The organism is Pseudomonas sp. P7779 (assembly GCF_013386315.1).
Classification (GTDB): Bacteria; Pseudomonadota; Gammaproteobacteria; order Pseudomonadales; family Pseudomonadaceae; genus Aquipseudomonas.
Map to the genome: position 1 here is coordinate 72,934 of NZ_JACARZ010000089.1, position 13,734 is coordinate 86,667.

Genomic DNA, 13,734 nt, shown 5'->3' on the forward strand with positions numbered 1-13,734 from the left:
GTGGACACCGCCCAGGCAGGCGGTATCGAGAGATTCGGCGGCGAAAAAAGTCTTAGAACTTTTCTTTGCCGGACAGATAGCGCCATTGGCCTACCGGCACTTTGCCGATGGAGACTCCGCCAATGCGGATGCGTCGAATGGCGACGACTTTCAGGCCGACGGCTTCGCAGAACAAGGCAATCACACCCGGTTGCGGGTTTTTCAGCGCAAAGCGCAGGCGGTTCTCGTTCTGCCAGCTGGCTTTCACCGCCGGCAATTCCTTACCTTTGTAGGTCAGGCCATGGTTGAGGCGGTTCAGGCCGTGGGCGACCATGTCGCCGGACACCTCCACCACGTATTCCTGTTCGATCTTGTTCGCGTCAGCGGTCAGCTTGCGCAAAATCTTCCAGTCCTGGGTAAACACCAGCAGGCCGCTGGCCTTGGCTTGCAGGTCACTGCTGGCGGTCAGGCGCAGGAAGTGGCCCTTGAGCGGGCGCTTGCTGAAGCGGTGTTCTTCCGACAGGGTCTCGGCGTTGATCGACGCCATGGCTGTCTCGGCATCCACGCCGGCGGGGGCGTGGAACAGGATGGTCACCGGCTCCGGCGCTGTGGCCTTGGCCTCAGGGTCAAGCTCGACCTTCTGGGTGGTGACCTTGAACTGCGGCTCGTCGATCACTTCGCCGTCCACCGTGACCCAGCCGCCTTCGATGAACAGCTCAGCCTCCCGACGGGAGCAACCGACCAGTTCGATGAGGCGTTTGGAGAGGCGTAGGGGTTCAGTCATGACAAGGGCCGAAACAAAAGGGGGCGGCTATTGTACCTGTGTGGCGCCGGTTAATCCCGGCTCCATTTCATTTAGCCGCGACGCGCCTGTGGCTGGGCCTGGCGCAAACGCATGTGCAGCAACGGATAAGGCTGGCCCATGCCGTCATGGTCCGTGCGTCCGATCACGTCAAAGCCCTGCTTGAAGTAAAAGCCCAGGGCCTGCGGGTTCTGTTCGTTGACGTCCAGTTGATCGGCATTCATCGACTCGATGGCATAGCGCAGCAATTGCCGGCCCAGGCCCTGGCCACGGTGCTCGGGGTCGATAAACAGCATCTCGACCTTGCCCGCGGCCACCCCGGCAAACCCGGTGATGCGCTGGCGCGAGTCCTTGGTGCAGATCAGCATCACCGCGTCGAGGTAGCGGGTCAGCACCAGGTTTTTCAGCAACTCGATGTAACTGTCCGGCAGGAAGTCATGGGTGGCCCGCACCGAAGCCTCCCAGATGCGGGTCAGTTCCTGATAGTCGCTGGATTTGGGTGTATGGATAACCGAATGCTGACGCATGCCCGCTGCCCCTTGCCGATGATTGGCGCCGATGGGCAAAACGATAGACCTAAAAAAGCCCCGCATCTTGTCCAGAGGCAGGGCTTTTTCAATTCTTTACACCTTATGCGCGTTTTTCAGCCCACAGGTCGTACTCGTCGGCGTCGGTCACGGTGCACCAGACCTTGTCGCCCGGCTTCAGGCCGCTGGCATCGTCGATAAACACGTTACCGTCGATTTCCGGTGCATCGAAGAAGCAGCGGCCTACAGCGCCTTGCTCGTCGACTTCGTCGATCAGTACTTCGATCTCACGGCCGATGCGCAGTTGCAGGCGCGCCGAGCTGATGGCCTGCTGGTGCGCCATGAAGCGCTCCCAACGGTCCTGCTTGACGTCGTCCGGCACGATGGCAGCGTCCAGCAGGTTGGCCGGAGCACCTTCCACCGGCGAGTACTGGAAGCAGCCGACGCGGTCCAACTGGGCCTCGGTCAGCCAGTCCAGCAGGTACTGGAAGTCTTCTTCGGTTTCGCCGGGGAAGCCGACGATGAAGGTGGAGCGGATGATCAGGTCCGGGCAGATCTCGCGCCAGTTCTTGATGCGCGCCAGGGTCTTGTCTTCGAAGGCCGGGCGTTTCATGGCCTTGAGGATTTTCGGGCTGGCGTGCTGGAACGGGATGTCCAGGTACGGCAGGATCTTGCCGGCGGCCATCAGCGGGATCAACTCGTCAACGTGCGGGTACGGGTAAACGTAGTGCAGGCGTACCCATACGCCGAGGCTGCTCAGGGCTTCGCAGAGTTCGGTCATGCGGGTTTTCACCGGCGCGCCGTTCCAGAAGCCAGTGCGGTATTTGACGTCGACGCCGTAGGCGCTGGTGTCCTGGGAGATCACCAGCAGCTCTTTCACGCCGGATTTCACCAGGCGCTGGGCCTCGTCCAGTACGTCGCCCACCGGGCGGCTCACCAGTTTGCCGCGCATCGACGGGATGATGCAGAAGCTGCAGCTGTGGTTGCAGCCTTCGGAAATCTTCAGGTAGGCGTAGTGGCGCGGCGTCAGCTTGATGCCCTGCGGCGGCACCAGGTCGATCAGCGGGTTGTGGTCCTGGCGCGGCGGCACTACGTCGTGCACGGCGTTGACCACTTGCTCGTACTGCTGCGGGCCGGTCACGGCCAGCACGCTTGGGTGCACGTTGCGGATGGCGCCTTCTTCCACGCCCATGCAGCCGGTGACGATCACCTTGCCGTTTTCCTTGATGGCTTCGCCGATCACTTCCAGGGACTCGGCCTTGGCTGAGTCGATGAAGCCGCAGGTGTTGACCACCACCACGTCCGCGTCCTGGTAGGTGGACACGACGTCATAGCCTTCCATGCGCAGTTGCGTAAGGATGCGTTCGGAGTCGACCAGAGCCTTTGGGCAACCCAGGGATACAAAGCCGACCTTGGGGTTGGCTTTTGCGATGGTGGTGGACATGTCTAACCTCGGTATTGAATGACGCCGCCCGTCGTGCACGAAAGGTGGCGGATGGGCACTTGGTGTGCCTCTGATCAAAAAGTGCGCAATTCTAGCGACGGGAATCGCTCTTGACCAGCTTTATGCAGGGAAATACGACGAGTGCTGCGCTATGCTTCGCGCCGTTGCACCTGAGTGAATTTCCTCGGTCAATAAATCGTCTGTAACGAGAAGTAAAACAGCGCATGCTGTGGACAGCATAGGCGCCCGCAGCAGGCGCGCTGTTTATAAAAGACCGCAGGTCAAAGGGCAGGAGTGGTTGATGGGTCAGGCAAGTAGTCAGGCAGCAGGTGCCGAGCAGTCCAACGCAAAGCCGATCGGCATGCTGGTGGCGGCAGTGGGGGTGGTTTACGGCGATATCGGCACCAGCCCGCTCTACACCCTTAAAGAGGTGTTTACCGGTGGTTATGGGGTTCAGGTCAACCATGACGGTGTGCTGGGGATCCTGGCGCTGATCTTCTGGTCGCTGATCTGGGTGGTCTCGATCAAGTACATGCTGTTCGTGTTACGCGCCGATAACCAGGGCGAAGGCGGCATCATGGCCTTGACCGCGTTGGCGCGACGAGCGGCGGGTGAGCGCAAGCGGCTGCGCAGTTTCCTGGTGGTCTGTGGCTTGTGCGGCGCGGCGCTGTTCTACGGCGACAGCATGATTACCCCGGCGATTTCCGTGTTATCGGCGGTGGAAGGTCTGGAACTGGCCTTCGATGGCCTCGAAAAATGGGTGGTGCCGATCGCCCTGATTGTGCTGGTGGCCCTGTTCCTGATTCAGAAACACGGTACCGACCGCATCGGCAAGTTGTTCGGGCCGGTGATGGTGACCTGGTTCCTGGTGCTGGGCGGCCTCGGCGCCTACGGCATCACCCAGCATCCGGAAGTACTCAACGCCATGAACCCGATGTGGGGCGTGCGTTTCTTCGAGGCTCACCCGGGCATTGGCGTGGCCATCCTCGGTGCCGTAGTGCTGGCGTTGACCGGTGCCGAGGCGCTGTACGCCGACATGGGCCACTTCGGCCGCAAACCCATTGCCCGCGCCTGGTTCATGCTGGTGTTGCCGGCGCTGGTGCTGAATTATTTCGGCCAGGGCGCCTTGTTGCTCGGCGATCCTGAGGCCGCGCGAAACCCGTTCTACCTGCTGGCGCCGAGCTGGGCACTGATCCCGCTGGTGGTGTTGTCCACGCTGGCCACAGTGATCGCGTCCCAGGCCGTCATCTCCGGCGCGTTCTCCCTGACACGCCAGGCCATCCAGCTCGGTTACATCCCGCGCATGCATATCCAGCACACCTCCAGTGCCGAGCAGGGCCAGATCTACATCGGTGCGGTGAACTGGTCGCTGATGGTCGGCGTGATCCTGTTGGTGCTGGGCTTTGAGTCCTCCAACGCACTGGCCTCGGCCTACGGCGTGGCGGTGACCGGCACGATGCTGATGACCACTATCCTGGTGTCGGCAGTGATGCTGCTGCTGTGGAAATGGCCACCGATATTGGCGGTGCCGGTATTGGTCTGCTGCCTGCTGGTGGACGGCCTGTACTTCGCGGCCAACGTGCCGAAGATCGTCCAGGGCGGCGCCTTCCCGGTACTCGCGGGGATTGTGCTGTTCGTGCTCATGACCACGTGGAAGCGCGGCAAGCAATTGCTGGTGGACCGTCTCGACGAGGGCGGCCTGCCGTTGCCGATCTTTATCAGCAGTATCCGTGTACAACCGCCTCATCGCGTGCAGGGCACCGCGGTGTTCCTGACGGCGCGGCCAGACGCCGTGCCTCATGCGCTGTTGCACAACCTGCTGCATAACCAGGTACTGCACGAGCAGGTGGTGCTGTTGACGGTGGTCTATGAAGACATTCCGCGGGTGCCGGTCGCACGCCGCTTCGAGGTGGATGCCTACGGCGAAGGCTTCTTCCGGGTGATCCTGCACTTCGGCTTTACCGACGAGCCGGACGTGCCCGAAGCGCTGAAGCTGTGCCATCTGGATGACCTGGACTTCAGCCCGATGCGCACCACCTACTTCCTCAGTCGCGAAACCGTGATCGCGTCCCGCATCAAGGGCATGGCGCGTTGGCGCGAAGGGTTGTTCGCGTTCATGCTGAAGAACGCCAACGGCAACCTGCGCTTCTTCAAGTTGCCGGTTAACCGGGTGATCGAGCTCGGCACTCAAGTAGAAATGTAAGCCCAACAAAAAGCCCCCGGTGCCTTGCGGCAGCGGGGGCTTTTTTGTGGGCGCTTATTCGGCCGGGGTCTTGCCCTGGCGCTTCTCGATGATGTCTACCAGACGCTTGGCCAGCGCCGGGTAGTTCTCGTCGAAGTGATGGCCGCCAGGCAGCTTCACGGCTTCGCCGACAGCGGTCTTGTCGGTGCAGCCACTCTCGTCGACTTCTTCGGCACCGTAGATGCACACCACCTTGTCGGCCGGCAGCTTGGCCATTTCCGGGCCGGTCGCAGCTTCCTTGCCGGCGTTGCCCAGCCAGCCTTCCACTTCGATCTCGAAGCTGCCGGTGCGGGCGAAGGCCAGCAGGATGATCGCGTCTACACGCTGCTGCTCGTTTTCCGGCAGGCGGTTGTAGATGGCCGGCAGCACATCGGCGCCGAACGAGTAGCCGGTCAGCACGAAGCGCTTGGTGCCCCATTTCTGCCGGTAGTGCTGCATCAGCTCGGCGAGGTCCTTGGCGCTTTGTTCCGGGGTCTTGTGCTGCCAGTAGTAGCGCAGGGTATCGATGCCCACCACCGGGTAGCCGATCTTGGCCATTTCACCGGCCACGTCGCGGTCCAGGTCACGCCAGCCGCCGTCACCGGAGAGGAACAGGGTGACGGTGTCCTTGGCCTGCCCAGCCGGCACTTCGACCACCGGGATCGCCAGGCCGCCGTTGTCCGAGCCCACCAGTTGCTTGCGCAACTCGTTGTTCAGCACTTGCGGGTAGTGAACGTCGTAGTCGCTGATGCTGGTGGTAGCACGCGGCGTGTCGCGTACGAAACTGGCAGCATCATCGTCAGGGTTATCGTTCCAGGCCACCAGCCAGCTACCGTGGGCCGAAGTCTTCGGCAGCGGGTCGTTGCAGCCTGGCTGCGCCAGCGCGAAGCCGACGGAGATGGCATTGGCCTTGTCGTCGTTCTGTGCGGCCAGCCAGCGCCAGGCCAGGGCTGCGCCAGGGCCGATGCCGCTGACCAGTGTCGCCGGGCCGGCGAGCTGGCCGAGGGCGGTTTGCAGGGCCTGTTCCTGCAGCTTGCAGTCGTCCTTGGGCAGGATCACCTGGACGATCTGCGCTGCGCCGCCCTGGCTCAGGGCGATCAGTTGGCTGTCGGTCAGGATTTCGTCGGCCAGCACGGCCACGGCCACGCGGGCCTTGGGCGCGGTACCCGGGGTGACGCGGGTCAGGACCGTGCCATCGGCCTGGGGCAGTTGTTCCAGAGTCGGTTGCGGTGCAGGGCGGTTCCAGTACCAGTAGCCGCCACCGAGGATCAGTGCCAGTACCACCAAAAATGCCAATACATACCGCCAGGAGCGTCGAATCATCAGCGTTTCACCAATCCAGTCAAGCCGCCCGCAATCAGGGCGGCGGTGTCGGCCAGTGCCACCAGCGGATCAAGTCCTGCGGGCACGGCCATATAACGGGGTTCCCAGTCAGGCTGGAACTTGTCTTTGAAGCGGCGCAAGCCTTGGAAGTTATACAGTTGCTCGCCACGGCGGAACACCATCGAGCCCAGGCGTTGGGTCAGCGGGGCGCCACGTCGTGGTTGCAGGCCCGACAACGGCACCATGCCGAGGCTGAAGCGGGCGTAGCCATGGTTCTTATAATGTTGAATCAGGCCGACCATCATGAATTCCATGGTCAGTTTCGGCGCGTCCGGGTGCGCACGCATCAGGTCGAGACTGGCCAGGTCGTGGCTGTAGGTCTCAAGCAGGTTCGCAAACGCTACCGGGCGCCCTTCGAAGCGAATGATCGCAATACGAAAGTGCTTGAGGTAGTCGTCGCTGAATCGTCCAAGGGAAAAGCCTTTTTCCCGCACGTTCTTGCCGGTCAGCCATGCGTCGGAGATGACTTTCAACTCCTCCATCGGGGCCTGGCCGGGTTCGTGGATCTCCAGGGACAAGCCATCACGGGTCCCGCGGTTCCAGGTGTAGCGCAGGTCCTTCATCTCTTTGCCCTTGGCTTCCAGGTCAAAGCGTTTGAGGTCGACCCGGGCTTCTTCACCCAGTTTGATCGCGGTGAGGCCGATGTCCATGTAGTACGGCAGGTTCTCCGCGCGCACCTGGTAGAACACCGGGCGGGCGTGGTGAATGTCGCACAGGTCGCGGAACTGCCAGATCATCTCGGCCCGTTGCAGGGTCGGGCCAATCGGATCGTACAAGGCCACCAGGCTGCGACCGCGACGAGCGTACATCAGGAACGCTTCGTCGTTGGGGTGAAACAGCAGGGCCTTGTCGCCGGTCAGCGCCAGGCCGCCGTCGGGTTGTGCGGAGTTCATCAGGATCTTGGTGGCGCGCTCCAGCTCATCCGGTGTCGGCAGGTGGATGATCGGGCGCGCGGTACGCAGCAGCCAGGTCAGCGACACCACCACCAGCACCACGGCCGCGCCCAGCAGCGAGCGCAGGCCACGCGGGGCGTTGGCGTCGAGGGTGAACTGCCACCACAACTGATGGCTGTAGGGCACGTCCTGGTAGGCGAACAACAGCAGCCAGATCGACGCACCGAGTACGCACACGCTGGCCACCAGGTACAGCGGCGAGAACGGCAGTTCGGTCAGGCGGCTGGCGCGGTAGAACGAGCGCCGGAAGATCGCCAGCAGCACCGCCGTCATGGTCATCAGGCTGGCTTCTTCCCAGTCGAAACCCTTGAGCAGGGAGAGCAGGGCGCCGGTCAGCAGCAGCACCATGGTCAGCATCCACGCCGCGGACAACCGTCGACGCAGGCCCTGGGCCAACAGAAGGCAGAGCACGCCGATCAGGCTGGCACCAAAGTGCGAAGCGTCAATCAGGCGATGAGGAATCAGGAAGCCGATGTTTTCCAGGCGTGAGTCGATTTCCGGGGTTGCGCCGGAAAACAGCAGGACCACGCCTGACAAAAAAACCAGTACGGCCAGGATCGGCGCAGCGAGGCCCGAGGCCGCGCGCAGGCTTTGTTGCGTATGGAACAGGCGCTGGGCTTCATTGACCAGCAGGAACACACAAGCGATCAACAGCGGCAGCACCACATAGATCATCCGGTACAGCAGCAGTGCGGCCGCCAGTGGCGCGGCACCGAGCTTGTCGGCGAAGGCAGCCAGCAGGATTGCTTCGAACACCCCGACGCCACCGGGTACATGGCTGAGCACACCGGCGGCCAGGGCCAGCAGGTACACCAGCAGGAACGGGCCAAAGGGCGGTGCTTCCGGCAGCAGCATATACAGCACGGTAGCGGCCGCAGCCACGTCGAGGGCAGTGATGATCAGTTGCAGGAAGGTCAGGCGACGGCCCGGCAGGCGCAAGGTGCGACGCCCGGCCCTGACCAGCAGGTTGTCCGGATACGGTTGTTCCGGCAGACGGCGGCGGTAGATGCCGATGCACAGTGCGGCTGTTAACAGCAACACAGCGCCGGCGATGCCGCCGAGCAGGCTGGCGGGTAGATGCAAGGCATTGGACGCGGCAGGCAGGTTGCTCAGGGTGGCCAGCGCAGCGAGCGGCGGCAGGGCGCAACCCAGGGCCAGGCTGGCAAACACGGTCATGCGTGCCACTTCCGAAGCGCCGATGCCATACCGTGCATATAAACGGTAGCGTACCGAGCCGCCCGAGAGCATCGACAGACCAATCGCGTTACCGATGGCGAATGCGGTAAAGCCGCCGTAGGCCAGAGTCTTGGCAGGCAGCTTCACGCCGGCATAACGGGCACCGGAAAATTCATAGCCCAACAAAATGATAAAGCCGGCGACAGCAGCACCGAACGCACCCAGCAGTGCAGGCTTGGGTACTTCAAGGATTGAATCGTGGAGCGCGTACAGATCCAGTTCAAGCAACAGGTGGCGACAGGCGATAAGGGCGATTGCGAACAGCAACAAGGTGACGGCCAGCCCGATGGGTTGGCGGTATTTGCTCAACAGATCCAGCCAGCGCAAACGGGTGGGAGTGATCGGTTGTGTCGCTGTGACAGAGTCTTGTGGTTCAGACGAGTTGGCGCGCATCAATCACCTCGTGGATTGTGCGCGACAGGATGGAGGTATCCAGCCAAGTTACCAATCCCTATGGACAAAATAATTACAAATATTAACGCGTATCGCGAAGTGCGGCGACAGCGCCCATTGGTCGTAGAAGGACAGTGCTTGAAGACTTAGCATAGCTTGCAATGAGATGGACTCTACAAACCGTGTACGGTTTCATGAAAGATGCCATGCCATTGTTTCAAAAGGACTTTTTCGTCAGATACAAAAAAGGCCACTCTTTCGAGCAGCCTTTTTTGATGTTTGGTTGCGGGAGCCGGATTTGAACCGACGACCTTCGGGTTATGAGCCCGACGAGCTACCAGACTGCTCCATCCCGCGTCTGTGTGGCGGCATTCTACAGAGCAACGGCGGGGTGTCAACCGTTAATCGAACGATGGGTCAAATAAGTGCAATTTAGCGTCGGATTGTCACGCGGGTGCGGTAAGTGCGCGATTGGGAAAGGTTTTTTGTCAGACAATCGAAACGAGGGCTAAAACAGACAGGCACAAAAAAGGCCACTCTTTCGAGTAGCCTTTTTTGATGTTTGGTTGCGGGAGCCGGATTTGAACCGACGACCTTCGGGTTATGAGCCCGACGAGCTACCAGACTGCTCCATCCCGCGTCTGTGTGTCGGCATTCTACAGAGGAACGCGAGTGTGTCAACCGCTGATTCAAAGAAAAGCGCTTGTGGTTCAATCGGTTAGCTCTCCAAGGTGGCCCCTTGATAGGTCGCGGGGCCAGTCTGGCCGAGGCTTTCAGCTCTATTGGGGGGTGTGTTTCGATTGAGAAAATGAATTCACCTGCGAATTTTCCTACCGCTTAAGCGGAAGATTCAAACTACTGGTGCTATATACAGGTGTGAGTGAGATACTGCCGGCCTGTCCGTTTTCTGCCCAGAACCACTGCCTTATATATGACGCAGCGCAAAATCATCCACGTCGACTGTGATTGCTTCTACGCCGCCATCGAGATGCGCGACGACCCGACCCTGGCGCAAAAGCCCCTGGCTGTCGGTGGCTCGGCAGACCGTCGCGGGGTGATCGCCACCTGCAACTATGAAGCACGGGCCTATGGTGTGCGTTCGGCCATGTCGTCCCGCCATGCCCTGAAGCTGTGCCCGGACCTGACCATCGTCAAGCCGCGCATGGATGCTTATAAAGAAGCATCAAAGGAAATCCAGACGATCTTTCGCGACTACACCGACCTGATCGAACCGTTGTCCCTGGACGAAGCCTACCTGGACGTCTCCGACAGCCCGCATTTCGGCGGCAGTGCCACGCGCATTGCCCAGGACATTCGCCGGCGGGTCTCCAACCAGTTGCACATCACCGTTTCCGCGGGCGTGGCGCCGAACAAGTTTCTCGCCAAGATCGCCAGCGACTGGAAAAAGCCCAACGGACTGTTTGTGATCACCCCCGACCAGGTGGAAGACTTTGTCTCGGCGCTGCCGGTGAAAAAGCTCCACGGCGTGGGCAAGGTGACGGCCGACAAGCTGGCGCGGCTGGGGATCGAGGACTGCCTGCAACTGCGGGAGTGGAACAAGTTGGCGCTGGTGCGAGAGTTCGGCAGTTTTGGCGAGCGGCTTTGGAGCCTGGCGCGTGGGATTGATGACCGTGTGGTGCAGAACGACAGCCGCCGGCAATCCATCAGCGTGGAAAATACCTACGATGTCGACCTGCCGGACTTGCCCAGTTGCCTGGAAAAACTGCCGGAGCTGATGGACACCCTGGCCGGGCGCATGGCGCGCATCGACAGCAGTTATCGGGCGGGCAAGCCGTTCGTCAAAGTGAAGTTTCACGACTTTACCCAGACGACCCTGGAGCAGGCGGGGGCAGGGCGGGACCTGGAGAGTTACCGGCAGTTGCTGACCCAGGCGTTCAATCGCGGCGACAAGCCGGTGCGATTGCTGGGAATAGGCGTGCGTTTGCTGGATTTGAGCAACGGCAACGAGCAGCTCCAATTTCCCTGGTAGAAACCGAAAGCCAAATGTGGGAGCGGGCTTGCTCGCGAATGCGGTGTGTCAGTTGACGCATGTGCTGGCTGACACGCCGCATTCGCGAGCAAGCCCGCTCCCACATTTAAAGGCTTCAGCGTGCTCCGGGATCCGCCACCAGGCGTCCGGCATCCTTGGTCAAGGCCTGCAGGAATTCCTGCTGCAACTCCGGATCATTGCGGGTCAGTTCGATCAGGCTCTGTTCCAGCTCGCTGGCTTCTTCTTCCAGGCCCAGCTCCGACAGGCGCTTGACCCGGTGCACCCACTCGTTGACCTCGTCGTCTTCCAGGTCGTCATAGATCAAACCGTGAGCTTCGAGCAATTTGCCCCGCAGGGTGCCGCTGATGGCCAGGGATGAGTCCGAGTGCACGTCATCCTGGGCATCTTCAACACTGATCTTCAGGGTGCTGATGCGGTTCAGGTCCTGCTCGGCAAACGGGCTGTCCAACAGGTTCAGGCGCAGCACGCCATCGCGGTCGGTGGTCAGCTCATGGGTTTGCTTGCCGGCAGTCACCTGTACCGGGCGCTCGCTCCAGGGCAGGCTCGAATACTCCACGCGCTTGTCGCGCTGGACTTCATCGATACCCGCCAGGTTCTGTTGCGCACGGCCGTTGGATTGCACGTTCATGAACGGGTTGAGACCGTCCACGCCATAGCTGAGCCAATCCCGGGTCATGCTGGCAGGCAGGTTGCCCAGGGCAAACACATTCGCCACGTTGGCGCCGACGCCCGCCACGAGCGCGACCGCGCCCAGGGGCATCTCATAGAGTTTGCGCCAGGGCTGGTAGGGCGTGTAGCGGTCGTAGCGACGGGTAACTTCGAACTCGGTGACCTCAAAGGTCTTTTGCTCGTGAATGCGCACCCGGCGTTGCGGCAGCTCCAGCACCTTCGGCTCGCCCACGTCGATCTGCAGGCTGTGATCGAGCAATTTGCGCTCGATGCGTTCCTCGTGCTCGCTGCGTTGCGACATTTGGTTGGCGCAGCCGCTGACCAGCAGGGCGCCACATAACGTGGCGCCCCCCAGGGCTATGGTGTTTCGCTTGAACATGACGACTCTTGATCTGGTTTTCAGCGACGAATACGCGCCTGAAGGAAAGACAGCACGTCAGCCACCGGCAACGGTTGGGCCTCGGCTTCGGTCCGGCTCTTGTATTCCAGATTGCCATCGGCCAGGCCGCGGTCACTGACCACGATCCGGTGCGGGATGCCAATCAGTTCCATATCGGCGAACTTGATGCCCGGGCTGGTTTTCTTGTCCCGATCATCCAGCAGCACTTCAAAACCGGCAGCCGTGAGTTCGGCATACAGTTTGTCGGTGGCTTCGCGTACTTGCTCGGTTTCGTAGCGCAGCGGTACCAGGGCAACCTGGAATGGCGCCAGGGCGTCGCTCCAGATGATGCCTTTCTCGTCGTTGTTCTGCTCGATGGCAGCCGCAACCACGCGGGATACGCCAATGCCGTAGCAGCCCATTTCCAGGGTGATCGGCTTGCCGTTCTCGCCCAGCACTTCGCACTTCATCGCCTTGCTGTACTTGTTGCCCAGCTGGAAGATGTGCCCGACTTCGATGCCGCGCTTGATTTCCAGGGTGCCCTTGCCGTCCGGGCTCGGGTCGCCTGCAACCACGTTGCGCAGGTCGGCCACGGTCGGAACCGGCAGGTCGCGTTCCCAGTTCACGCCGAAGTAGTGCTTGTCATCGATGTTCGCACCGATGCCGAAGTCGCTCATAAGCTCTACCGAACGGTCGATGATGATCGGCAGTGGCAGGTTCAGCGGGCCGAGGGAGCCAGCGCCGGCGCCAATGGCATCACGCAGTTCTGAGTCGGTGGCCATGACCAGCGGGCTGGCAACGCCTGGCTGCTGGGCGGCCTTGATTTCGTTGAGCTCGTGGTCGCCACGGATTACCAGGGCGATCAGCTTGCCTTCTTCCTCGGCGCGCACGATCAGCGTCTTGATGGTCTTTTCAATCGGCAGATTGAATTTCTCCACCAGGGCCGCGATGGTCTTGGTCTCGGGTGTGTCCACCAGGCGCAGCTCTTCGCTTGGCGCAGGGCGGGAAGTTTCCCGTGGCACGGCTTCGGCTTTCTCGATGTTTGCCGCGTAGTCGGAACCGTTGCTGAACACGATGTCGTCTTCACCGGACTCGGCCAGCACGTGGAACTCGTGGGAGCCGGCACCGCCGATGGAGCCGTTGTCCGCTTCAACCGGGCGGAATTTCAGGCCCAGGCGCGTGAACACATTGCAGTAGGCGGTGTGCATGCGGTCGTAGGTGACCTGCAGGGACGCCTGGTCAGCGTGGAACGAATAGGCGTCCTTCATGATGAATTCGCGGCCGCGCATCAAACCGAAGCGTGGGCGGATTTCGTCACGGAACTTGGTCTGGATCTGATACAGGTTGAGGGGCAGCTGCTTGTAGCTGCTCAACTCGTTGCGCATCAGGTCGGTGATCACTTCTTCGTGGGTCGGGCCGGCGCAGAAGTCCCGGCCATGACGATCCTTGAAGCGCAGCAATTCAGGGCCGTACTCTTCCCAGCGCCCGGATTCCTGCCACAGCTCAGCCGGTTGGGTGCTCGGCATCAACACTTCCAGAGAGCCGGCAGCGTTCATTTCTTCACGAACGATGGCTTCGACCTTGCGCATCACCTTCAAGCCCATGGGCAGCCAGGTGTACAGGCCCGAGGCCAGTTTGCGGATCATGCCGGCGCGCAGCATCAGCTGATGGCTGATCACGACCGCGTCGGAAGGCGTTTCTTTCTGTGTGGCGAGCAAATATTGACTGGTGCGCATG

General features: G+C 61.3%; 9 protein-coding genes and 2 tRNA genes. 2 read left to right on the forward strand and 9 right to left on the reverse strand.

What is annotated here, in order from left to right; genetic code table 11:
• Positions 1-52: 52 nt before the first annotated feature.
• The 3 genes from HX869_RS24515 to rimO form a co-directional block, all read right to left on the reverse strand.
• Positions 53-763 (reverse strand): rRNA pseudouridine synthase, encoded by a 711-nt coding sequence (locus HX869_RS24515; protein WP_003208627.1) that lies wholly within the window; start codon positions 761-763, stop codon positions 53-55.
• 71 nt (positions 764-834) lie between these two features.
• On the reverse strand, positions 835-1,308 hold the full coding sequence (locus HX869_RS24520) for a GNAT family N-acetyltransferase (RefSeq protein WP_178903784.1): 474 nt from the start codon (positions 1,306-1,308) through the stop codon (positions 835-837).
• Between the two features lie 103 nt (positions 1,309-1,411).
• On the reverse strand, positions 1,412-2,752 hold the full coding sequence (rimO, locus tag HX869_RS24525) for a 30S ribosomal protein S12 methylthiotransferase RimO (protein ID WP_003208624.1): 1,341 nt from the start codon (positions 2,750-2,752) through the stop codon (positions 1,412-1,414).
• 301 nt (positions 2,753-3,053) lie between these two features.
• Between rimO and HX869_RS24530 the strand changes: the two genes are divergently transcribed.
• Complete coding sequence (locus HX869_RS24530; protein ID WP_010170040.1) at positions 3,054-4,955, forward strand: potassium transporter Kup; 1,902 nt, start codon at positions 3,054-3,056, stop codon at positions 4,953-4,955.
• A 54-nt stretch (positions 4,956-5,009) separates the two neighbouring features.
• Here HX869_RS24530 and HX869_RS24535 read toward each other — a convergent pair whose 3' ends face one another.
• The 4 genes from HX869_RS24535 to HX869_RS24550 all read right to left on the reverse strand — a co-directional run bounded on the left by HX869_RS24535 (position 5,010) and on the right by HX869_RS24550 (position 9,578).
• The gene (locus tag HX869_RS24535; RefSeq protein ID WP_177122734.1) at positions 5,010-6,296 is read right to left on the reverse strand and encodes a virulence factor family protein; all 1,287 of its coding nucleotides are present in this window, start codon (positions 6,294-6,296) and stop codon (positions 5,010-5,012) included.
• Complete coding sequence (mprF, locus tag HX869_RS24540; RefSeq protein ID WP_008433574.1) at positions 6,296-8,938, reverse strand: bifunctional lysylphosphatidylglycerol flippase/synthetase MprF; 2,643 nt, start codon at positions 8,936-8,938, stop codon at positions 6,296-6,298. The genes HX869_RS24535 and mprF overlap by 1 nt, the downstream gene beginning before the upstream one ends.
• 280 nt (positions 8,939-9,218) lie before the next feature.
• Positions 9,219-9,295: transfer RNA gene (locus HX869_RS24545), tRNA-Met, on the reverse strand.
• A 206-nt stretch (positions 9,296-9,501) separates the two neighbouring features.
• Positions 9,502-9,578 (reverse strand) — tRNA-Met (locus HX869_RS24550).
• Between the two features lie 291 nt (positions 9,579-9,869).
• On the opposite strand from HX869_RS24550, the gene dinB reads away from it, so the two are divergent.
• Positions 9,870-10,928 (forward strand): DNA polymerase IV, encoded by a 1,059-nt coding sequence (dinB, locus tag HX869_RS24555; RefSeq protein ID WP_003208617.1) that lies wholly within the window; start codon positions 9,870-9,872, stop codon positions 10,926-10,928.
• A 115-nt stretch (positions 10,929-11,043) separates the two neighbouring features.
• Here dinB and HX869_RS24560 read toward each other — a convergent pair whose 3' ends face one another.
• Together HX869_RS24560 and HX869_RS24565 are read right to left on the reverse strand one after the other, a co-directional pair.
• Complete coding sequence (locus tag HX869_RS24560; protein ID WP_003208616.1) at positions 11,044-11,997, reverse strand: hypothetical protein; 954 nt, start codon at positions 11,995-11,997, stop codon at positions 11,044-11,046.
• Between the two features lie 20 nt (positions 11,998-12,017).
• Complete coding sequence (locus HX869_RS24565) at positions 12,018-13,733, reverse strand: proline--tRNA ligase (RefSeq protein WP_003208614.1); 1,716 nt, start codon at positions 13,731-13,733, stop codon at positions 12,018-12,020.
• Position 13,734: the final 1 nt, after the last annotated feature.

Coding starts and splice junctions, on each gene's coding strand:
- HX869_RS24515 (WP_003208627.1), bottom strand. CDS start 763: ATGACTGAACCCCTACGCCTCTCCAAACGCCTCATCGAACTGGTCGGT.
- HX869_RS24520 (WP_178903784.1), bottom strand. CDS start 1,308: ATGCGTCAGCATTCGGTTATCCATACACCCAAATCCAGCGACTATCAG.
- rimO (WP_003208624.1), bottom strand. CDS start 2,752: ATGTCCACCACCATCGCAAAAGCCAACCCCAAGGTCGGCTTTGTATCC.
- HX869_RS24530 (WP_010170040.1), top strand. CDS start 3,054: ATGGGTCAGGCAAGTAGTCAGGCAGCAGGTGCCGAGCAGTCCAACGCA.
- HX869_RS24535 (WP_177122734.1), bottom strand. CDS start 6,296: ATGATTCGACGCTCCTGGCGGTATGTATTGGCATTTTTGGTGGTACTG.
- mprF (WP_008433574.1), bottom strand. CDS start 8,938: ATGCGCGCCAACTCGTCTGAACCACAAGACTCTGTCACAGCGACACAA.
- dinB (WP_003208617.1), top strand. CDS start 9,870: ATGACGCAGCGCAAAATCATCCACGTCGACTGTGATTGCTTCTACGCC.
- HX869_RS24560 (WP_003208616.1), bottom strand. CDS start 11,997: ATGTTCAAGCGAAACACCATAGCCCTGGGGGGCGCCACGTTATGTGGC.
- HX869_RS24565 (WP_003208614.1), bottom strand. CDS start 13,733: ATGCGCACCAGTCAATATTTGCTCGCCACACAGAAAGAAACGCCTTCC.